The organism is Pseudomonas sp. MWU13-2105, from assembly GCF_023242315.1.
GTDB lineage: Bacteria > Pseudomonadota > Gammaproteobacteria > Pseudomonadales > Pseudomonadaceae > Aquipseudomonas.
Window position 1 is genome coordinate 324134 of record NZ_JALLIY010000005.1, and the last position, 20781, is coordinate 344914.

General features: G+C 58.5%; 17 protein-coding genes and 3 pseudogenes. 9 read left to right on the forward strand and 11 right to left on the reverse strand.

Annotation, left to right across the window (positions count from 1 at the left end; genetic code table 11):
• Positions 1–41: 41 nt before the first annotated feature.
• Positions 42–1250 (reverse strand): pyridoxal phosphate-dependent aminotransferase, encoded by a 1209-nt coding sequence (locus M5B96_RS09665; RefSeq protein WP_248796448.1) that lies wholly within the window; start codon positions 1248–1250, stop codon positions 42–44.
• Positions 1251–1257: 7 nt separating this feature from the next.
• Complete coding sequence (locus tag M5B96_RS09670; RefSeq protein ID WP_248796449.1) at positions 1258–1920, reverse strand: RraA family protein; 663 nt, start codon at positions 1918–1920, stop codon at positions 1258–1260.
• Positions 1921–2221: 301 nt separating this feature from the next.
• Between M5B96_RS09670 and M5B96_RS09675 the strand changes: the two genes are divergently transcribed.
• The 3 genes and pseudogenes from M5B96_RS09675 to M5B96_RS09685 all read left to right on the forward strand — a co-directional run.
• Positions 2222–3376 carry an alpha-hydroxy acid oxidase gene (locus M5B96_RS09675; protein ID WP_248796450.1) on the forward strand — a complete coding sequence of 385 codons (1155 nt, stop codon included), beginning with the start codon at positions 2222–2224 and terminating at the stop codon, positions 3374–3376.
• Between the two features lie 186 nt (positions 3377–3562).
• Positions 3563–4930 carry an MFS transporter gene (locus M5B96_RS09680; RefSeq protein ID WP_248796451.1) on the forward strand — a complete coding sequence of 456 codons (1368 nt, stop codon included), beginning with the start codon at positions 3563–3565 and terminating at the stop codon, positions 4928–4930.
• A 30-nt stretch (positions 4931–4960) separates the two neighbouring features.
• A pseudogene (locus tag M5B96_RS09685) lies at positions 4961–5788 on the forward strand (NAD(P)-dependent oxidoreductase); the annotation flags it as partial.
• Between the two features lie 258 nt (positions 5789–6046).
• Here M5B96_RS09685 and M5B96_RS09690 read toward each other — a convergent pair.
• The 9 genes and pseudogenes from M5B96_RS09690 to M5B96_RS09730 form a co-directional block, all read right to left on the reverse strand.
• Positions 6047–6217 (reverse strand): annotated as a pseudogene (locus M5B96_RS09690) (LysR substrate-binding domain-containing protein); the annotation flags it as partial.
• A 222-nt stretch (positions 6218–6439) separates the two neighbouring features.
• A pseudogene (locus M5B96_RS09695) lies at positions 6440–6556 on the reverse strand (CoA ester lyase); the annotation flags it as partial.
• 79 nt (positions 6557–6635) lie between these two features.
• Positions 6636–7907 carry an MFS transporter gene (locus tag M5B96_RS09700; protein WP_248796452.1) on the reverse strand — a complete coding sequence of 424 codons (1272 nt, stop codon included), beginning with the start codon at positions 7905–7907 and terminating at the stop codon, positions 6636–6638.
• A gap of 105 nt (positions 7908–8012) precedes the next feature.
• The gene (locus M5B96_RS09705; RefSeq protein WP_248796453.1) at positions 8013–9236 is read right to left on the reverse strand and encodes a CoA transferase; all 1224 of its coding nucleotides are present in this window, start codon (positions 9234–9236) and stop codon (positions 8013–8015) included.
• A gap of 29 nt (positions 9237–9265) precedes the next feature.
• Complete coding sequence (locus M5B96_RS09710; protein WP_248796454.1) at positions 9266–10048, reverse strand: enoyl-CoA hydratase/isomerase family protein; 783 nt, start codon at positions 10046–10048, stop codon at positions 9266–9268.
• A gap of 13 nt (positions 10049–10061) precedes the next feature.
• A complete protein-coding gene (locus tag M5B96_RS09715; RefSeq protein WP_248796455.1) occupies positions 10062–11273 on the reverse strand; it encodes a CaiB/BaiF CoA transferase family protein in 1212 nt (403 codons plus the stop codon).
• Between the two features lie 157 nt (positions 11274–11430).
• Complete coding sequence (locus tag M5B96_RS09720) at positions 11431–12204, reverse strand: GntR family transcriptional regulator (RefSeq protein ID WP_248796456.1); 774 nt, start codon at positions 12202–12204, stop codon at positions 11431–11433.
• Positions 12205–12467: 263 nt separating this feature from the next.
• Complete coding sequence (locus tag M5B96_RS09725) at positions 12468–13133, reverse strand: glutathione S-transferase family protein (RefSeq protein WP_248796457.1); 666 nt, start codon at positions 13131–13133, stop codon at positions 12468–12470.
• A gap of 164 nt (positions 13134–13297) precedes the next feature.
• Positions 13298–14698, reverse strand: a complete 1401-nt coding sequence (locus M5B96_RS09730; protein WP_318654831.1) for an outer membrane beta-barrel protein — start codon at positions 14696–14698, stop codon at positions 13298–13300.
• A gap of 164 nt (positions 14699–14862) precedes the next feature.
• Between M5B96_RS09730 and M5B96_RS09735 the strand changes: the two genes are divergently transcribed.
• The 6 genes from M5B96_RS09735 (at position 14863) to M5B96_RS09760 (ending at position 20701) form a co-directional block, all read left to right on the forward strand.
• Entirely contained in the window at positions 14863–15786 is a 924-nt protein-coding gene (locus M5B96_RS09735; RefSeq protein ID WP_248796458.1) for a LysR family transcriptional regulator, read from the forward strand.
• A gap of 113 nt (positions 15787–15899) precedes the next feature.
• Entirely contained in the window at positions 15900–16325 is a 426-nt protein-coding gene (locus M5B96_RS09740) for a GlcG/HbpS family heme-binding protein (protein ID WP_248796459.1), read from the forward strand.
• The gene (locus M5B96_RS09745) at positions 16322–17365 is read left to right on the forward strand and encodes an amidohydrolase family protein (protein WP_248796460.1); all 1044 of its coding nucleotides are present in this window, start codon (positions 16322–16324) and stop codon (positions 17363–17365) included. The genes M5B96_RS09740 and M5B96_RS09745 overlap by 4 nt, the downstream gene beginning before the upstream one ends.
• A gap of 16 nt (positions 17366–17381) precedes the next feature.
• On the forward strand, positions 17382–18278 hold the full coding sequence (locus tag M5B96_RS09750) for a VOC family protein (protein WP_248796461.1): 897 nt from the start codon (positions 17382–17384) through the stop codon (positions 18276–18278).
• A gap of 78 nt (positions 18279–18356) precedes the next feature.
• Positions 18357–19160 (forward strand): fumarylacetoacetate hydrolase family protein, encoded by an 804-nt coding sequence (locus M5B96_RS09755; protein ID WP_248796462.1) that lies wholly within the window; start codon positions 18357–18359, stop codon positions 19158–19160.
• Positions 19161–19162: 2 nt separating this feature from the next.
• Positions 19163–20701: a bifunctional 3-(3-hydroxy-phenyl)propionate/3-hydroxycinnamic acid hydroxylase gene (locus M5B96_RS09760; protein ID WP_248796463.1), complete on the forward strand. Its 1539-nt coding sequence runs from the start codon at positions 19163–19165 to the stop codon at positions 20699–20701.
• Positions 20702–20781 lie beyond the last annotated feature (80 nt).

Here is a 20781-nt window from a genome sequence, read left to right on the forward strand (position 1 = left end):
GTAGTTCCCTCCCCCGACTGCTGTCGGCTCTAATCGGCCGATCAGCACAACGCTTCGCAGGCGTTGCGGATACGTGCGCAACCTTCCCGGATCAATGCCTCGCCGCTGGCGAAAGAGAGGCGGACATAGGGGCTGAGGCCGTACGCATCGCCGACCACCGTGGCCACGCCGACCTCTTCAAGCCAGTAACGAACCACATCAGCATCCGTATGCAGCACGTAGCCTTGCGGAACCCGGCGACCGAGCAGCCCTTGCACATTGGCAAATACGTAGAACGCACCATCCGGTGTCATGCACTTCAGGCCGGGGGTTTCGGACAACAAGCCCAGCATCAGGTCGCGGCGTTTCCGGTAGAGGCTCGCCATAGCGCGGACAGGCGCCTGGTCGCCGACAAAGGCTGCCACGGCAGCTGCCTGGCTGATCGAACTGGGGCACGTCGTGGTCTGCGAGAGCAGTTTGCCGATGGCCGCGATCAGCCAGGTCGGACCGGCGCCAAAGCCCAATCGCCAACCGGTCATGGCATAACCCTTCGAAGCCCCGTTCACGATCAGCATCCGCTCTTTCAGATCGGGAGCCACCTTTGGAAAGGAGACATGTCCAGCTTCGGTGTAGACGAAGTGTTCGTAGATCTCATCGGCCATGACCAGCACATGGGGGTGATCGCGAAGCACTTGGGCCAGGGCTTGCAACTCTTCCAGGGTGTAGACGGCGCCGCTTGGGTTATTCGGGGAGTTGAGAATCAGCCACTTCGTGCGCGGGGTAATGGCAGCGTCCAGCTCCGCCGGTGTCAACTTGAATCCGTTGGCTTCATTGCCGACGATAACAACGGGAGTCCCGCCGTTCAGCTTGGCGATGTCCGGATACGAGACCCAGTAAGGGGTATGAACAATCACTTGGTCTTCGGGGTTGAGGGTGGCCGCCAGCGCTTCAAAGATGATCTGTTTACCTCCGGCCGCCGCCACCACCTGATCGAGGGTGTATTCAAGGCCGTTGTCGCGCCGCAGCTTGGTCACGATCGCGTTGCGTAGTGCAGGCGTGCCGAGCGTGTTGGTGTAGTGGGTTTCACCGGCCAACATCGCTGCTGTGGCGGCCTCCATGATATGCGCTGGCGTATCGAGATCAGGCTCACCAACGGTGAAGTTCACGATGTCTCGACCTTGCGCCCGTAGCGTTGCGACCAAGGCATTAGCCGCTATGCTGGGCGAAGGGGCAATGCTCAGGACTCGCTGGGAAAGCAGTGCTGTACTCATTCTTTTCTCACATCAAGCCGGCTTTGACGAGGGCGTTGGTGATCCACGATTGCTCGATCGCCTGGGTCGCGATCTCTGCCTTCACACGCTCTTCGTGTGCTTCGTGTTCACGGGCTTTGGCCAGCACTTCCTCGGCAGCATCTTGGGAAAAAGCCACCAAGCCATCTTCGTCACCGACAATGATGTCCCCGGGGTTGATGATCATCCCGCCAATGGACACCGGTACGTTGATCTCGCCCGGTCCCGTCTTGTATGGGCCACAATGCACGACGGCCTTCGCGTAGCAGGGAGTATGCTCAAAACACGCCACATCACGAATGGCACCGTCGATGACAAAGCCGACGCAACCCCGTTGCAGGGCATATAACTTGATCAACTCGCCGATCACCGCGTTGTTGGTATCACCCTGCCCATCAACCACCAGCACATGGCCGGGCTTCAACATCATCAGCGCTTTGTAGATGTAGAGGTTGTCGCCTGGACGGGTCTTGACCGTCAGTGCGGTACCGACGAGCTTGCCTGTACGGTTGTAGCGCGTCAGGCCGCGGGCACCGATATGGCGTCCCATGTTGTCGCTGATATGAGGGGTCACCACAGAGGCGAATGCTTTGATCAAGGAATCAGAAGCGGCCGCGGGCGATGGTTCGATACGAATGCCTGGAAGTAACATGAGATTTCCCCGGTGTTAGAAGTGTGCTTTCACGACAACCGGATAGTAGGGAGCCTAAAAAAATACTTTTAGCGATATTTTTGTATGAATTACCATCTCTTTTAGTAATCTAATTAATGCGATGCCCAAGCCGTGTCACAATCCGCGCTTCCAGGATTATGAGACAAGCATGGAGAAGGGCGCCGGGCCAACACGTCGATAAAAGCGAACAAACAAATGTGCTTTTATTCGCTTTAAGTCTATTCACATAACCCCTATCCTGGCCCGCACACCGCCGATACAACCATCAGGAGTGTGCCCTATGGCCACCCCCTTGCACCGCTGCCTCTCCCTCCAGGACTTCGAGCCTCTGGCGCGACGCTTATTACCCGCCCCTCTCTTCGCCTATGTATCAGGCGCTGTTGAAGACGAACTATCGGCCATGGCAAACCGGGCGTCATTCCTGGACTACAGCTTCCTGCCAAACGTGCTGGTGGATGTAGCGCACGTCGATACGTCAGTGAGACTGCTGGGCGAAACCTACTCCTCCCCGATCGGCATTGCGCCCATGGGCATTGCCGCGCTGACCAGCTATCGTGGCGATATCGTGCTGGCCCGCGCAGCGGCTCAGGCGAAGGTACCGTGCGTCATGAGTGGTTCTTCATTGATCCGGTTGGAAGAGGTGATGGACGAAGCACCTGGCACATGGTTTCAGGCCTATCTCCCGGGAGAGGGAAAACAGATCAATGCGCTGATTGATCGGGTCGCCGCAGCCCCTGTTGAAACCTTGGTGCTGACAGTCGATACGCCGGTAGCCGCCAACCGGGAAAACAACATCAGAGCCGGTTTTTCGACGCCGCTGCGTCCGAGCCTGAGACTGGCTGCTCAGGGGCTTCTGCACCCCAGGTGGTTGCTCGGAACATTTTTGCGGACCTTGATCGCTCACGGGATGCCGCATTTCGAGAACAATTACGCGACTCGCGGCGCGCCTATCCTCTCAAAGAATGTAACGCGGGATTTTTCGGACCGAGGCCATCTCACCTGGGAGCATGTCATCGACATTCGTCGCCGCTGGAAGGGAAAGTTGATCATCAAGGGCATCTTGAACCCACGGGATGCGGTGAAGGCCCAACACATCGGCGCCGACGCGGTGATTGTATCGAATCACGGCGGGCGGCAACTGGACGGTAGCGTCGCCCCCCTCACGGTCCTGCCGCGCATCGTGGAAGCGGTACCGGATATGACGATCATGCTCGACAGCGGTGTGCGTCGGGGCACCGATGCCATGAAGGCCATCGCGCTAGGGGCCAAGGCAGTTTTTATCGGGCGGCCGTTCAACTACGCCGCGACCGTGGCTGGCGAAGAGGGCGTCCGGCACGCACTCAGGCTCATCGGCGATGAACTCAAGCGCGATCTCGGTCTACTCGGTGTCGCCAGGCCCGAGGACCTGGGTGTCGAGAACCTGCTGGCACGTTGAGTGCTGTGGTTTGAGCGCCGCGATTTTTCCATGCTATCGATTGCTCGGTAGTCGCGTGGAGCACAGCGCATTACAGCTCAACTTCTGGAAAAAAGTGATGTTATCCGAGTCTTAAAGATCGCTAAAAAAATCATTCAAGGTACCCTAGTATCCCGGCTCCAACTATAAAAAATATCGGGCCCGGCCATGAGTAAACCTTCAAAAAAAGGCCGCTTCCGCTGGATCGTCGCTGCGTTGTTTTTCCTCGCCTACATGATCGCGGGTGCAGACCGGGCCAATATCGGCGTCGTGATACCTTTCATCAAGCAGGAATATGGGCTCAGCAATACCGATATCGGTGCCCTGGCCAGTCTGTTCTACCTCACCTATGCCATGGTGCAGATCCCGGCGGGCTACCTGTTCAGTCGCTTCGGCATTCGCAATCTCCTGACAACCTCCCTGGTACTGACCTCGCTATCCACTTTGTTTATTGGAGTGACCAGCAGCGTCCTGCAACTGAAGTTCGCCAGACCCCTGCTGGGTGCCGCTGAAGGCCCGATCAATATTGGTATTGTCTCGATCATCAATCGTTGGTTCCCGTCACGGGAAAAGGGCTTGGCAACCGGCATCTTCATGTCGTCGATAAAATTTGCCCCCGCGTTTGTCCCACCGCTGTGTGCGCTGATTGTGAGCCTTTATGGCTGGCGAGAAGTGTTCTACCTCTTTGCCTTCCCGGGCCTGATTATCGCGGCGCTCTGGTGGCTCTATGTAAAGGATGATCCGTCCCAGAGCGCGCACTGCTCCGAGGAAGAAAAGCGCTATATCCAGGAGACGGATATGCTTCAACCCCAGTCCACGGCCACGTTGTCGCCTCGACACCTCTGGCTTGACCGTTTTATCCGTACGCGGGAGATGGATTTGCTGCAGGATAACGCCAGCATCCTCAGATCCTGGAACGTCTGGGCCTGTGCACTGGGTTACTTCCTGATGGTCGGTATTACCTACACCATCATGACCTGGGTCCCCATCTATCTGGTCGCGGTCAAACACTACTCGGTCATGAAGATGGGCGCGGTGGCTGCATTCCCATGGGTCGGTGCGATTATCGGCAATCTTCTCGGCGGCTGGCTTTCGGACAAGGTCTTCGACCGGCGCCGCAAGCCGGCGATGCTGATCACCGCCCTCGCCACCGTTGTGATGATGATCGTACTACTGAACTCGCCGGACGATCCGACACTGCTGGCCGCCCTGTTTCTGTTGACCGGGATTCTCCTGAACATCGGCTATTCGACTTTCCTGGTCTATCCCATGGGGTTGGCCGTCAAGGACAAGGTTCCGTTCGCCGCCTCGATCGTCAATACCGGCGGCTCGCTGGGCGGCGCCTTTGCCCCGTTTATCGTCGGCGTGCTGCTCGATGCCTACAACTGGAACATGGTGTTCGGCTTCCTGGGCGCCTGCTCCCTCCTGACCTTCGTCATCCTGCTGACCATGGTCGAACCTCGACCGAAGCCCTCGGCCTTCGTGGATGCCGCCAACGTAGTGACTACCCGTCAGCCGGCCTTGCCGCGCCCTTGAATAACGGTTTCTTTGGATAGAGGACAGCGTATGTCTGGTTCACCAAGCAAAATCGTCAGTCGCCTGGACCTGTGGATCAACCCGGTCTTCGATGAACTGATCGAAGCGACACCGACGTTACAGCTTCAACGCCTGTTTCGCGCAGACGAAGATGGCGTGTGGGATGGCTTGAGCCGCTCGGCCGCGTATTACGTCACGGCGGCCAAGGATGAGCTGCCGCTCCAATGGTTCGCCAATGAAGCCCTGATAGAACGTTGCCCGAACCTGCTGTGTGTGTCCTCCGGAGGCGCGGGGTACGACACCGTCGACGTGGCGGCTTGCACGCGCGCCGGCATTGCCGTTGTGAACCAGGCCGGGGCCAATGCAGACTCGGTAGCCGAGCACACCTTCGGACTGCTCCTGGCCCTGGCCAAGCGGATTATTCCGTCCAACAGGCGATTGCGCCAGGAGCGGAGTTTCGCGCGCGAAGAGCTGATGGGTGACGAGGTTCATGGCACGACCCTGGGCATCATCGGTCTCGGCGTCATCGGCGAGCGCACGGCAAACCTGGCCCGTGGTTTCGGGATGAACGTGCTGGCTTATGACCCGTACCTGGACGAGGACACCTTTCTCGAGCGCGGTGCGCAACCGGCGACGCTTGAGAGACTGCTGGGCGAATCGGATTACATCTCCGTGCACTGCCCGCTCAACGCCTCCACTCACCATCTAATGGGCCCACAGCAGTTCGCGGCGATGAAAAAAGGAGCGGTCTTTCTCACCACCGCACGTGGCGGAATCCACGATGAGGCGGCACTTTACGATGCTTTGAAAAACGGCCATTTGTCGGGTGCCGGACTCGATGTCTGGGCAGTGGAACCGCCACCGCTCAGCTCACCATTACTGGCATTGGAGAACGTCATCGCCACCTACCACACCGCGGGCGTCAGCGTGGGGGGCGCCGCAACGTCGCACGCTCATCCGCCCAGCAGATCCAAGCCCTGCTGCGTGGCGAACGGCCCGCTCATTTGCTCAATGCCCCGGTCTGGGAGCATTTCCTGGAGCGGCTGCGAAAAGCCTCGTAAACCTTACGACGGCGGTCATTTGCAGGTACCGGTCAGAGGAATATCTGTAGCCGCCCATGGACAAAGCCGTCAAACCGAAACCATGGCGAACCAGATCGATCATTGCGCCAAACGAGTCAGCTTCAACACTGGTCTTGAGCTTGACCCCGGCTTCATGAGCGCAATTATCCACGATCACACAAAGGCCGTGTCGGGCGCTTGGCAATATCAGTTGCTGCTCGGCCAAGTGGCCTCGATGATGCTTGGGCGGCCCAACCATTTCGACAGCTCTACGTCCCTCATCAAAGCACCGCCTCGCGAGGTCTTTCCTGACCGCGCAAAATGCCTCGCGCACGAAGGATGACGGGGACATCGATCATTTCATCGTCGATCATGATGACCTCTCCCCTCACTGGCACCGACGGCCGCAAGTACCCGGTTTACCCAATGGCATAAGGCTGGTTCCCGGGTCGATGATCACAGCATCGGCCTCGCTGCCCAGAGCCTTGGCGAAACGCTCGGGTCTGGATCTTGGAACGAACAAGTAGCTGTGGGGCAAAGAAACTGAAAAGTCGATAACGGCCATACTGACTCCTTTGCAGATAAAAAGCGCCCCGGAGTGCCAGTCGTGGTCAACCACTCGCAGGACGCGAAACGGACCACTGTTAGCTGGCTTTTTGCGAAACGTGCAAAGGGTCAGCCTGAGTTTTTTTCTGCTTTTCGGCGGTCGTCTTGGACATCAGAATCACCACCCCACCAGCGATGGCACATGCCCCCAGTGCCAATAACGAAGTCCGGAAGTCCGTGGAGATGGCACGGGTGTAGCCCACCAGCAGAGGGCCGAGGGATTGCCCGACGAAGGTCCCCAGCCCGCTGACCACGGCCACAGCTGGAATGGCTTTGCGCAATGGCAAGATCTCGGTCAGGCGAGCGAACACCAGCGGCGTCAACATCTTCAGCGGGAAGCCCATGGCTATGAACAGCACAATCTGTAACCCATACAGATTGGCAGGCACATAAGCCGCGGCGATCATTATCAAGCCGGTGATGATGGTAGGGATCGCCGCATGCAATCGACGCTCCTGATTATGGCGATCGGAACGACGGGTGATGTACCAGACGCCAAGCATGGTCAGGAGAAATGGTGCACCCGACAGCAAACCGACGGTCACCTCGCTCAGAGAGTTGTAAGACTTGAGAATGGTTGGCAGCCACAGCGTGGTGCCATACAACAAGATGCTGCTCAGACCGAAACCCAGAGTCATCAACCATACCGCGGGTTCGTTGAAGATTTTCCACCATGGATCCGATTGCGTTTCGCCATGGCTCTTTTGTTCGGCCGCCAGTTCGTGGGCAATCGTTTCGCGGTCAGCGTCAGACAGCCACTTGGCCGCTTGCAAGCTCTTGGGCACCATCACAAACCAGAATAGACAGAACAACCAGGCAGGTAATCCCTCAATGATCAACATCCAGCGCCAGTCATAATGAGCCAGGATCGCCCCGGAAATAGGCCCGGCGAGGAAACCGCCCAAGGGTACGGCAAAGTTCCAGATACCAAAGGCGCGCCCTCGCTCGGACTTGACGAACCACTGCGCCAGCAACATGGACACCGCCGCATAGATAGGCCCCTCTGCCAGGCCGAGAATGAAACGCATTGCCATCACTTCTTCAAAGGTCCGGGCAAAGCCGGTAACCAGGGCAGCACCGCCGAACAGCAATAAACAGAAACCGATCAGCTTGCGTGAGCCGAAACGCAGCGCCAGGACGGCAGCCAGCAACTGGGTGATTACATAACCCCAGGCGAACGCGCCGCCGATCCACCCAGCCTGCACCGGGGTGAGCGCCAGTTCCTTGGTCATGTAGGGCAAGGCCATCGCAATATTGGCCCGGTCAAAAAAAGAGATGGTGTACATGATCAGCACCGCCGGCATGATCATCTGCCAGCGCTTGGCACCGACACCTGCGTGGTACGGGTTTGAAGTAGTCATTTGAGCACTAGCCTATTGTTGTAATTGTGATAGGTAAGACGCCGTATGAATCGGTCAAAGGGTGGGATCTTTCTCCGGACCAGCAATGACACCGGCGTCATGCAAGCGGCCAATCTCGGCACCACTGAGTCCCAACAACTGATGCAAAACCTCATCAGTGTGAGTACCCAACAAGGGCGCAGCCCGGGTCGGCAGATGCGCCACCCCCTCGAAACGCGCCGCCGAGCGAGCAGTCAGATGCTCACCAATCCCCGGCGTATCAATGCGCTCGTAGAGCGGATTGCCGAGCCCCACACGTGGATCCGTGGCCAACAGTTCCCGGACGCTGTTGTAGCGGCCCCAACACACCTTGGCGCGACTCAACTCAGATTCGACCTGTTTGAACGTTCGACTGGCGAACCAAGGCCGCAAGAGGGCGGCGATAATCTCCCGACCTTCGAAGCGTTGGGCTTCATCCGCAAAATCCAGCTTCAAACTGTGTTGTGCTCCTGCGATGGCCAGTCCGATATCGCAGCACTGGACCAGCGCCTTCCATTGCCCGGAAGAAATGGCCACGATCATCACCCGCCGGCCATCGGCCGTCGCGAAATCCAGGCCGAAAGCGCCATACAGGTAATTGCCCAGAGCCGGACGCTCCTGTTCAAGCAGTTCAGCCTCGGCCATCACGCCCAAATGGGAGAGCGTAGAAAATGCCACGTCCGAGAGCGCGAGCTTGATGTCCGAGCCCTCTCCACTCAGTTGCCGACGGCTCAAGGCCGCGACCATGGCGAATGCGGCCTGGTGGGCACATGCGATGTCCCACGCTGGCAGCACATGGTTGACGGGGCGGTCTGCGCTGGCGTCGCCCGTCATGTTGGGGTAACCCGTAGAACTGTTGACGGTGTAGTCCACCGCGGTACTGCCATCGGCGTTGCCCTGAATCACACATGCAATCAGGTCGGCACGCCGGGTAGCGAGCACCTCGTAGTTCAGCCAGGGGGTCGCGATGTTGGTCAGCAGGTTGCCGGCTGCCACTGCCATGTCGGCGATCAGTTCCCTGCCCTGGGGATGGCGGATGTCTACCGCAACCGAACGTTTGCCCTTGTTCAGCGCTGTCCAGTAGAGGCTCCGACCCTTGGGCGAAATGCGTGGCATGCGCGCGTAGTCAATACCGCCGCCGATCATGTCAATCCGGATAACATCGGCTCCGAACTCCGCCAGGGTCATACCGGCCAAGGGTGCGGCAATGAATGCCGAGCTTTCGACGACACTCACATGGTTTAAAAGCGGGTAAGTCATGTTGGTAACCTCAAAGCAAATTCACGGGCTCAGGCAAAACGAGGCGGTTCTTTCCTGATGAACGCACTCATCCCTTCCAGGGCGTCGGCGCTGCAAAACACCTGATCGCTGGCCAGCAGCGATTGACTGATCAGCTCAGCGTCGGACTTGTCGTAGCAGTCGTTGATCAGTGCCTTGGAGCTCCTCACACTGGCGCGCGGCATAGCCGCCAGCCGAGCCGCCAGGTCATGGCCGGTTTGCCTCAAGACCACAGGCTCCGCCAGGTAGTCGACCAACCCCCACGCCAGTGCTGTTTCGGCACCGACCGAATCTCCCAGAAACACCAGTTGCTTGGTGCGGGCCACGCCGATTCGTCGGGCGATGCGGAAAGTTCCGCCGCTGCTGGGAAACACCCCTAGCTTGACTTCGGGCAGTCCCAATCGGGTGGTGCTGGCCGCGACGATGAAGTCGCAACAAGCTGCGATTTCCAGCCCCCCGCCAAAGGTGTAACCGTTGAGTAGCGCAATGGTCGGTTTGGCAAAGGTGCGCAGGAACTCGAACACCTTGTTCTGGAATATCAGCTTCTTCTCCAACACTTCACCGGGCTGGAGCATGTCCTGCATCTCGTTGATGTCAGAGCCGGCGCAGAAGGCGCGCTCGCCGGCGCCGGTCAACACCAATACACGTACCTTCGGGTCAGCTTCCAGTGCGCGTAGCGCGGCATACAACTGACGCGTGAGCGGGCCGCAAACGACATTCATGGGCGGGTTGGACAGTGAAAGGGTTGCAACACCCTCATGCAGTTCAATCTGGATATAGGCTTGCGGGTCCATGTCTATTCCTCGATTACGCCGTGATACCGAATTCGCGCAACTGGGTTTCGGTGAACCCTAACTGCTCGATCAGAATCTCTCGGTTGTGCTCGCCTAGTGATGGGCCAGCACGTTCGATCCGCCCCGGCGTGCGCGACAGCTTGCCAACCACGTTCTGCATGCCGACTTGCCCCAGTTCCCCATCCTCGACTTGCACGATGTTCTTGCGCGCCTGGATCTGTTCATCTTCGAAGATCATCGAGACGTCGTTGACCGGTGCGATGGTGGCCCCAACCTCTTCGGAACGACGCAGCAGGTCCTCCAGCGAGAACTTGCCGATCTCGATCTGTAACTCGATATCCAACGCTTTGTCGTTATCGAGCCGGGCCCGGTTATTGATGAAGCGCGAGTCGGTGAGCAGATCAGGCCGCTCGACCAGAGTGGCGATCCGTTCGAACGCAACCTGGGAACTGCCGGCGATGGCAATCCAGCGTTCATCGGCTGTGCAATAGGTATTGCGCGGTGCGGTAAAGGGCAAGCGACTGCCGTTGCGCTCCTGGACCTGACCGAGTTGGTCGTAGTTCACAACGTGCGGCCCTATCAATGTCAGCAGGGTTTCGTAGATCGCAAGATCGACGACTTGGCCGAGGCCAGTACGGTTTTTTTCCTGCAACGCGACCAAGGTCAGGAAGGCAGCCATGACGCCGGTGCTGGCGTCACCGAGAGCAAAACCTGGCAACAGGGGAGGCTGGTCAGGGTTGCCGCTGATGTAGGCGTAACCCGCATAAGCCTCTGCCAGCGTACCGAAGCCCGGCCGATGCCGATAAGGTCCGGTCTGGCCGTAACCGGTGATGCGAACCATGATTAAGCCGGGGTTGATTGCCTTCAACACGTCATAGCCCAGACCCCACTTCTCGAGGGTGCCAGTGCGATAGTTCTCGATGATGACGTCGACATCCTTGACCAGCCGCTTGACCACCTCGACACCCAGGGGCGTCTTCAGGTCGAGGGTGATGGACTTTTTGCCACGGTTGATGACCTTGTAATACAGGCCGACCCCATTCTTGCTTTCACCCCAACGGCGAATTTCATCTCCGATATCCGGACGCTCGACCTTGATGACTTCGGCACCGTGATCGGCGAGAAACATTGAACTCATGGGCGCGGCCAGAAAGTTCGAGATGTCCAGCACCTTGACGCCTTCAAGGGCGCGCGAGCCGAGCGGTGGAGTGTTGTCATTGTTCATTGCCTTCTCCGACTTTGTACGTACATTACAATAATCGAACATTAACAATGAACACAGCCGTTAGCAATCCCCCGTTCGGCAGGTAAAAACCGGGCAACAGAAGCTCGCCGGTCGGCCCAGGAAAGGGCCGACCGCTCAGAAAGTCAGGGAAATCAGATCAAAACGCGCTATCGGTGGCGCGAAAACGTGCGGATTGGCTATAGCGGCTGCTGGGGTAATAGCTGACGGAAACCTGAACTAGTGCCTGGTTGATGTCGTAGAAGGAACGCGTGATCTTCAGCGCCGCCTCACCCGGCGTCGTCTTCAGCAGCTCGGCGATGTCGTCGTCGAGTATCGTTGCGGTAACATCCTGCTGGATCTCATGAACCTTGATGTTGAACAGCTGCTCTATGCGCTGGAAGATGGGTGTGTTTGAAACCGACGGAGTGACCTGGGCCTGGGCGTACATCGGGTGGACATAGATCAGCACGTAGCTCATGGGCAATTCAGCGCCCGGGCTGTAGCGAAGAAAACCGGCCTCCGACATCAACTGCCCGGAGCGGCAGCCCAAGGTTTTCGCGAGCTCGACCGATGTCTTCAACTCACGCAGAGAGATCGAGTGCATCTGAGTCGTGTCCACAAAATGCAGCAGATCACTTGTGGAATTGACGGCGCGAAACGTCTCGCTCTCGCTCACCGAGGAACGCACGATGGTTCCAATACCCGGGTGCGAGGAAATCAGACCACGTTCGCGCAGAACTCGCAGCGCCTGACGGACTGTCTGCCGGCTGACGCCGTACAGCTCCGTCATTTCCTGCTCAGTGGGCAATGTGCTGGAAGGTTTGTATTTTCCGGAGGCGATGTCCCTGATCAGCAGCTCGGATACAGCTGCATAAAGCGGCTGACGGCCCCCACCTCGGGTTGGTCGATCCGGATCCTGGTTTGCGAACATGAGTGGGCGCCTTAAGCTTTTGGTCCTTGAGTGCCAAATATTAACATAGCGTCAGAGTGACGGTTTGTAACACTCGCTCGAGTCAAAAGTCTCTAGAAGTCAGTGCCGGTCGAAACCGGGGAATTGGGTTTGATCCTTTATTTCAGCGCGAAATCACCAGGCCTCTAATCGGGCGACGTCAACGCTCTTTGATCTGCCCCCCAGGATATTGGACGGGTTTGACTGTACTGCGGTCTTTGGCGTCCATATCTATGTCGCCGCCACTATACAAACATCTGCAAGAGCCCTAGCTGCGTCGCGGGTCTTGGAATCGTGAACCGAATCGGCTTCCAATCAGCGGCGGCCGGGCGTTCCAAACAGTGATGCAACCAATCCTGCATGGCGGGCCAGTTGGACACGTCAATGCCCGCCAGTGGAAGCAAAGTCATCACGGCACAGACGTTCAGATCGGCAACCGTGAAGCGGGACCCTAGCAGCCAGCGCTGGCCGCGCAGTCGCGATTCGAGAACAGCAAAGGGGCGCTCCAGTTTCCTCAGCGCCATCTGCGCCTCATCAGGATTACGCTGATCGGGTGCAAACAGAAAGCAATTGGCGGCAGCGAATAGCAGCGTCTTCTCGACCTCATTCGCCACCCACAGACTCCATTGTGTAGCCTGCGCCTCCTCCACCATACCGTCAGGCCCAAGCGTTCCACCTCCGTAGCATCGAGCCAGGTACAAATTGATGGCAAGTGACTCGAAGAGAACGAGATCACCATCTATGAGCGCCGGCACTCGCGCATTGGGGTTGATTTGCAGAAATTCCGGTTGATGAGTGCTGCCGTCCTGGAAGCCAGTGGGCACATGTTTGAAGGGTAACTGCAACTCCTTCAACATCCATGCAACACGATGCGCGCGCGAGTTGAGATCGCCATAGAGTGTGATGGCCATACATAGTCTCCTGATTGGTTTCGCTAAATGGGGTGATAAAACGAGAGCCTTTTTTACAGTCAAGCCACCTGGCCATTAACCGTTTCGCTAGCGGGGATGCAGTGACGGGATCAAGACCACTGAGCGATTGACAGAGCCTATCCCCAGGCCTGCAACCCGACGATTTAGAAATACACCAGTGCTTCAACCACACCGGTCAGTTGCGATTGATTGCGGCCGTTACCGAACGCCTTGTCGTTCGAGTCCGATTGCCAGTCGTAGCGAATCTCCGGGCGCAGAGACAGGTTGCGGGTAACGTCATAGCGCACGCCGGTGGTCACTGAGTTGATAGCCCCTCGCGCGGCGGATAGTGGATAAAGAATGAAGCCCTGCTTGTCGTCGAAGTGCTCAATACGCCCGGAAAAACTAAGGTTTTTGCGATATTGGTAGGTCAGGTTGGCATTGACGCCCCACCACTCAGCCCCCGAAAACCCTGGGCCGGTGATGATGTCCACCGTGTCCGGACGACCATCACCGTCCTGACGGCCATACACCGCTTCGGCGCCCATCGACCACTGCGCATTGAATGCGTGCCAGCCGTTGATCGAATGCTGTTGCTTGAGCTGCCCACGAGGAGAAACCACCAGCGCGGTGGGAGCCTGAACATCGGCGAAGGACTTGTTCTGTTCATTGCCGACAATGAATTCGTAGTCGACCCAGGTCTGCATGTCCGACGTCCGCCAGCGCAGAGCACCGGTGACCGACGGCGTATCGTTGTTGTCACGCAAGTTGTTCCAGCCACTCACCAGCCCCAGTTCGGCCCCTAGCAAACCGGCCTCCCCGGAGTACAGCCGGGTACCAGCCATGACGCCCGACAAGGTATTGGGCTCGGAAATAAAGGCATAGGTCCTGGTGGAGAAGTTGTTGCGCCCATCGCGCAGGTTCGGCCCGATTTCATAACCCATCGCCGGCCCGAAAATGCCCGCCCACAAGGTGATGCCCGGTCCATACGGTAAGTAGGCTGTGGCAAATAGATTCTGCACCGCCAGGTAGTTTTGCCGGTGGCGTATCGACGACTCTATATCTGACGCACCTGGTTCGTTGATCTTCCAGTGCGCGTCCCAGCCGAAGGTTCGCGGAAACTGCGCATTACGCCCATAGATCACCCCGACACTGAAGCCGAACGAGACGTCCTGGGGAACCGGCCCGGGTAGGGGTGTCACACGTGGAAGAATGTTGGAATTCAGTTGTTTGTCGACGAACAGGTTCACTGACTGAAACTCGAATCCTTCATCATCCTGTCCGGGAATCGGCGCATTGCTGTTACCGTATTTACGCTCTTCATGGGTCGAGCGATTGTTACGTCCGTAGCCCACATCCAGCAATACAGAGGCGTCGATACCGTATTGCTGCAACGCATTGCCAAACAGAAATCGGGACAAATCACCTTCGCCACGCCCGTCTAAAGGCTCGGCATAAACAAAGGGCGAGAACATCGACATCACCAGCGGAGCAGCCAGAAGCACGCGGCCGTTTTTCATCATGAGCACCTGATCGATTTTATTATTGTTGAGTGCAGCGTTCATCGCGGGCCACGATAGGCAACTGAGTCAGGTGGGCAAAAATGAATTTTAGTGGTACGAGGCATTGACACCATCGATGCCTGCTCGACACGCGTGTCGGGCACGGTCACTGTTATGCTCATGTCCGTTGTGACGACAAAACCGCTCAACTGTTCAAGAGGCTATCCATGGATACACGATCGTTGGACATGAACCTGCTTACGGTTTTTGGCGCCATGCTTGAGTACCGTAGCGTCAGCCGCGCCGCCGACCGCGTCGGCCTCAGCCAGCCGGCCATGAGCGCCGCACTGGCCAGATTGCGTGTGCAATTCAACGATCCGCTGTTTGTGCGTAGCGGCACCGAAATGAAACCCACTCCCCGCGCAATCGCGTTGGCCCCGGCCATCGAAAGCGTGCTGCAGACCGTGCGCCTGGAGCTGCTTCAGCCTGCCCAGTTCGAGCCGGCCCTAAGCACGCGGGCGTTCAGCATCCTGACCCCCGATATCGGTGAAGTGCGCTTTGTCCCGCCGCTGCTACGTGCCCTGACGCTCGAGGCACCCGGCACCACTTTAAGAGTCATGTCGCGCGCTCGAGCCGCCACCGCAGAGCTGTTGGAATCAGGTGAGGCAGAGCTGGCCGTCGGCTACTTCCCAGACTTGGACCGAGCGCATTACTTTCAACAAAAGCTGTTCGACAACGCCCATGTCTGCGTGATGCGAGCCCGACATCCGCTGGCCAATGGCACACGCCTGTCACTGCCGGCCTACCTTGACGCCGATCACGCTGTGGTTCGACCGGACGGACGTGAGCATTTCTTCGATCGATTCATGCGGGAGCAGGGTCTGCGGCGCCATGTGCGGCTTGAGCTATCGCACTTCATGAGCCTGTTGCCCGTACTGGAAAGCACCAACCTTCTGGCCACGGTGCCGACCGACATTGCCCAACTGTTCGCCCGCTACGCCGACGTGCTTCTGCTGGAGCTGCCAGTGAGCCCCCCCGGCGTGACCATTCGGCAATACTGGCACGAACGCGTACACAAGGACGCCGCCAACGTCTGGTTGCGCGGTCTGATTCACGCTCAGTTCTGCGTGCTGACCCGCCCTACCCGCTGACCGCGCACCTCACACTATCCACGCCATGGATAGTGTGAATCCACCCGATGCTATGGCGACCCACCTTGCTGCGCCCTAGGCTGGACCTGTCTCTCAAACCAGGACAGCCTGCCATGACATTCTTGACTCTCGCTCACGCCAATCATCTGATCGACACCGCCCTCGCCCAAGCCCGGGGGCAGAATCTGCGCCCGATGGCTGTGGCCGTACTGGATACCGCAGGCCACCTTATCGCCTTCCAACGTGAGGATGGCGCCAGCATGTTTCGCCAGGACATTGCTATAGGCAAAGCCTGGGCCAGCGTTGCAATGGGCGCATCAAGCCGCACATTGCTCGAACGAGCCCAACATCACCCGGCATTTTTCAACGCATTGAGCAGCACCTCGAATGGGCGCTTCATTCCACAGACCGGAGCCGTGCTGATTATCGACGCCGCCGGTGCGGCACTCGGCGCCATCGGCGCATCAGGCGATACCGGCGACGCCGATGAAGCGATCTGCATCGCAGCCGTACAGATCGCTCGGCTGCAATACACATGAGAGCGGGTGCGAACGCATCAAATGCCCTGGGTATCGACATCCACGCGCACTACGTTCCCTCCTCTTTCCCGACCTGCTCCACCCACATCCCTCCCTCTGGGTGGCCTTCTGCCGAGCATGTCCTGAGTTCCGGCGGCGTGTGCCAATGTCATGTCCTGGTGGATGGAAAGCACTACCGAACCGTGTCTGAAAAGTGCTGGAACCCCCTACTACGGGTTGCCGATCTATCGGCCATGGGGCTGGCACGACAGGCGATTTCGCCGATGCCGGAGTTGCTCTCCTACCCCATGGAGCTGAAGCCGGCGCGCCGCCTGTTGCGCCATGTCAACGAACAAATGGCTGATTGCATCGCCCAATCCAATGGTGCCTTGATCGGTCTGGGTGCCGTGCCGCTGCAGGATATCGAGGCCGCCATCGACGAGCTGCACTACAACGTCCACACCTTGGGTTTCGCCGGCATTGAAATCGGCAGCAATGTCTGTGGCCGGCCACTGGGAGACCTGCAACTCCTGCCCTTCTTCCAGGCCTGCGAAGCACTAGGTGCCGCGGTTTTTGTGCATGCCTACAAGCCCGCTGCCCTGGATCGCTTGAGTGGCCCGCCGCCCTTGCAGCAAGTCCTGGCCTACCCCAGCGACGTCGGTTTGGCAGCTGCCTCGGTGCTGACCAGTGGCCTGCTGCTGCGCTGCCCAAATCTACGCCTGGCCTTTAGTCACGGTGGCGGCACGCTGGCAAGCCTGCTGCCGCGCCTGGAAAAAGGTTGGTCGGTATTCCCTGCATTGCACGAACACATACCGATCTCGCCCCGCGAACAGGCGCAGCGGTTGTTCTTCGACAGTTTAGTGTTCGACCCAGCCACCTTGCGTCACCTGGTCGCCACTGTGGGCGCTGGGCAGGTGCTGCTGGGTACTGACTACCCGTTCAACTTCCGTGAACCCGAGCCCGTGGTTCAACTGTTTGCCGCCGGTTTCGACGGCACGACCTGTGCTGCGCTGCTGCACCGCAACGCCGAGCGTTTTCTCGGCCTGACCCCCTCCCCCTGATATCGAGGAAATGGACATGACATCTCCCTGGATCGAAAGCTTACGCAGTGTCGCACTCAACGTGCCCGACCTGGCGCGCGCCGAGCACTTCTATACCGACGTGTGGCACCTGAGTGTCGCCTCACGCGACAGCGACACAGTCTACTTGCGCGGCAGCGGCAGCGACCATCATCTGTTGGCCCTGCACCGCAGTGATCGGCTTGCTATTCGTGCAGTGACCCTGCGTGCTCGCCACCCAGAGGCGTTGCAAGCCATCGCCGACGCTGTGCCCACAGCAGGTGGCCAGGTGTTGCAACCCATCGGATCGAGCGACAGTCCGGCGGGCGGTGCCAGCCTGGTCGTTCGCGACCCCCACGGGCGATTGTTCGAAGTCGTGCATGGCGACAGCCTGCACGATGAAGTCACACCTCATCCGGACCGCCCGATTCGATTGGCCCACGCAGTGCTCAATTGCCATGACGTTCCCTCTGCCCAACAGTTTCTTGAAAGGGCCCTCGGTTTCAGCCTCACTGATCGCACGCGAATGATGGCGTTCATGAACTGCAATCGCGACCACCATTCCCTGGCACTGGGCGACACTGACAACGACGCACTGAACCATATCGCCTTCTTGATGGAAGACGTCGACGCCGTGATGCGCGGCGGCGGACGCCTGCGCGACGCCGGCTTCGAGATCGCCTGGGGGCCAGGCCGTCACGGACCGGGCAACAACACCTTCAACTACTTCGTAGGTCCCTTTGGCGAAGTCATTGAGTACACCGCCGAAGTCGAACAGATCGACAGCCACTACGTGGTCGGAAGCCCGGCAGATTGGACCTGGCCCCCCGGCCGTATGGATCAGTGGGGCCTGTCCGCGCCACCCGGCGAGGCACTGAAAGCGGCTCAACGCAACGTATTTTTCATACCCTCCTGAACAGGAAAACCCGCCATGAAATTCACTACATTCTTCCAACAAGGCGTACCTCGTCTCGGGCTCATCGACGGCGACAACATGATCGACCTGAACGCAGCCCAACCTCATATTCCCGCCGACCTTCGCGCTGCGCTGACGGCGGGTGTCGATCTGATCAGCGCAAGCCACGCTGCACTGGCCAGTGATGCCAAGCGCCTACCTCTGTCTGAGCAGACCCTGGCACCGCTGATCCCGGAGCCTGGCAAAACCATCTGCCTGGGCTTGAACTACTACGATCACGCCGCGGAAAGTGGCCGCGACAAACCCGATTACCCATGGTTTTTCTTCCGCGGTAAAAGCTCGTTGATCGCCCACGAAGCAGCGGGCCTGGCACCCAGGGTGTCGGAAAAATTCGATTTTGAAGGCGAGTTGGCTGTGATCATAGGCCGTACCGTGCCACGCCACGTCACCGCGCAGCAGGCACTAGCCTATGTCGCGGGCTATAGTGTGTTCAACGACATGTCCGTGCGTGATTTCCAGAAACGCACGCCGCAATGGACGATTGGCAAGAACTTCGACGCCACGGGGGCGTTCGGCCCCGTGCTGGTAACGGCCGACGAGCTGCCAACGGGCGCTGAAAACCTACGCCTGCGTACCCGCCTTAACGGAAAAGTGATGCAGGATGCCAACACCCGCGACATGATTTTCAGCGTCAGTGAAACACTGGTGCTGCTGTCCGCCTGCATGACCCTGGAACCCGGTGACACGATTGTCATGGGGACACCTGCTGGAGTCGGCCAGGCACGTTCGCCGCAACTCTGGATGAAAGCCGGCGATGTAGTCGAAGTGGAAATCGAGGGCATTGGCACGTTGCGCAACCCAATCGTTGCCGAGGGCGCGTGACAATGAACGAAATCAGTTGCGACGTTGCTATTGTCGGACTCGGCCCCACTGGGGTAGTCGCCGCCATCCTATTGGGCATGGCTGGATTACGCGTGCATGTGATCGAACGACGGCATGAGGTGTACGAAATTCCAAGGGCCATAGCCCTGGACCACGAAATCATGCGGATCTTTCAACAACTGGGAACAGCCCAGGCAATTCTTCCCTACTGCGAGCCTTTCACCCCTTCAGAGTTCTATGGGGTAAATGGCGAGCTTATTCGCCGCATGACCATGATTGCGCCACCCTATCCGATGGGCTACACCCCCTCGATGGTCTTCACTCAGCCACCGGTCGAGCAAGTGCTGCGCGAACGCCTGGCTCAGTTGAAAACCGTCACTACGGCCTTCGGATATGACGTACAGGATTTAATCGCCGATGCGCAGGGCGCATCCCTCGCGACGCTTTCGGACCAAGGCGAAGAACAGGTCATCGAGGCAAGGTGGGTAATTGCCTGCGATGGTGGAGGCAGCACCACCCGGGGACTCTTGGGTATTGATCTTCAGGACTTGGACTTTGACGAACCCTGGCTGGTGGTGGACGTAAAGGTCAACGAGCGCGGTCTGGCCAAGTTACCTGATGTCAGTGTCCAGTATTGCGAGCCTGAGCGACCTTGCACACTCGTCATAGGCCCTGGCAATCACCGGCGCTGGGAGATTTCGCTCAAGCCCGGCGAGGACCCCGCCCAAGTCGCCACCGAGGCTGGTACCTGGTCGCTGCTGTCACGTTGGTTGTCGCCGGAAGATGGCACCCTGTGGCGGCAAGCGAGTTATCGCTTCCATGCATTGGTAGCAGAAGACTGGCGTCAGGGCTGCGTATTTCTTGCCGGAGATGCTGCGCACATGCAACCGCCGTTTCTCGGCCAGGGAATGTGCCAGGGTATCCGGGACGCCAGCAATCTGGCCTGGAAGTTGATCGCCGTACACAACGGTGACGTGCAGGGTGAGGCCGCAGAAATGCTGCTCGATAGCTATGGCATTGAGCGTAAAGCACACGTCAGCGAGTTGACCGGCCGCTTGAAGCAGATCGGCGCAACCATCTGCGAGCGTGACACAGCCAAAGCAATGGCCCGAGACCTGCAACTGTTGGCCGAATGCGACGGCGTGGTCAAGGACACTCCGCGTCAGGACATCCTGCCGCCGCTGCGCAGCGGCCTGCTGTCGACCCACACCAGCGAGGCAAGGGGTTGCCTGTTCGTACAGCCACGCTTGCATGGCCAAAACCTGCGGGACACCTCACTGATGGATGAGCTTTATGGTTATGGCTGGCGATTGGTCATGGACGCGCGGCTCCAGAACCCAGTCGAACTCGCCGGCCTGACCCTGGTGAAACCCGACGCTGATCAATGTACCGATGCCGAAGGTGTATTGACCCAATGGATGGAACACTACCAGTGCCACGCGGTGCTAGTACGCCCCGACCACTATGTGTTTGGTACCGCTGAAACTGACAGCGAACTGCACGATTTACTTTCGCAATGGCGCACTGCACTGCGTCTGTGATCGGTGCTGGAAAAACAAACTCCCGCTCATGGCGGGAGTTTTTTGTCTAGGTATCAGAATTGGCAACGTTCCTCGCTGTT

Coding starts and splice junctions, on each gene's coding strand:
- M5B96_RS09665 (WP_248796448.1), bottom strand. CDS start 1,250: ATGAGTACAGCACTGCTTTCCCAGCGAGTCCTGAGCATTGCCCCTTCG.
- M5B96_RS09705 (WP_248796453.1), bottom strand. CDS start 9,236: ATGACTTACCCGCTTTTAAACCATGTGAGTGTCGTCGAAAGCTCGGCA.
- M5B96_RS09760 (WP_248796463.1), top strand. CDS start 19,163: ATGAACGAAATCAGTTGCGACGTTGCTATTGTCGGACTCGGCCCCACT.
- M5B96_RS09700 (WP_248796452.1), bottom strand. CDS start 7,907: ATGATCATGCCGGCGGTGCTGATCATGTACACCATCTCTTTTTTTGAC.
- M5B96_RS09745 (WP_248796460.1), top strand. CDS start 16,322: ATGAGAGCGGGTGCGAACGCATCAAATGCCCTGGGTATCGACATCCAC.
- M5B96_RS09750 (WP_248796461.1), top strand. CDS start 17,382: ATGACATCTCCCTGGATCGAAAGCTTACGCAGTGTCGCACTCAACGTG.
- M5B96_RS09670 (WP_248796449.1), bottom strand. CDS start 1,920: ATGTTACTTCCAGGCATTCGTATCGAACCATCGCCCGCGGCCGCTTCT.
- M5B96_RS09710 (WP_248796454.1), bottom strand. CDS start 10,048: ATGGACCCGCAAGCCTATATCCAGATTGAACTGCATGAGGGTGTTGCA.
- M5B96_RS09730 (WP_318654831.1), bottom strand. CDS start 14,698: ATGAACGCTGCACTCAACAATAATAAAATCGATCAGGTGCTCATGATG.
- M5B96_RS09725 (WP_248796457.1), bottom strand. CDS start 13,133: ATGGCCATCACACTCTATGGCGATCTCAACTCGCGCGCGCATCGTGTT.
- M5B96_RS09720 (WP_248796456.1), bottom strand. CDS start 12,204: ATGTTCGCAAACCAGGATCCGGATCGACCAACCCGAGGTGGGGGCCGT.
- M5B96_RS09740 (WP_248796459.1), top strand. CDS start 15,900: ATGACATTCTTGACTCTCGCTCACGCCAATCATCTGATCGACACCGCC.
- M5B96_RS09675 (WP_248796450.1), top strand. CDS start 2,222: ATGGCCACCCCCTTGCACCGCTGCCTCTCCCTCCAGGACTTCGAGCCT.
- M5B96_RS09680 (WP_248796451.1), top strand. CDS start 3,563: ATGAGTAAACCTTCAAAAAAAGGCCGCTTCCGCTGGATCGTCGCTGCG.
- M5B96_RS09735 (WP_248796458.1), top strand. CDS start 14,863: ATGGATACACGATCGTTGGACATGAACCTGCTTACGGTTTTTGGCGCC.
- M5B96_RS09755 (WP_248796462.1), top strand. CDS start 18,357: ATGATCGACCTGAACGCAGCCCAACCTCATATTCCCGCCGACCTTCGC.
- M5B96_RS09715 (WP_248796455.1), bottom strand. CDS start 11,273: ATGAACAATGACAACACTCCACCGCTCGGCTCGCGCGCCCTTGAAGGC.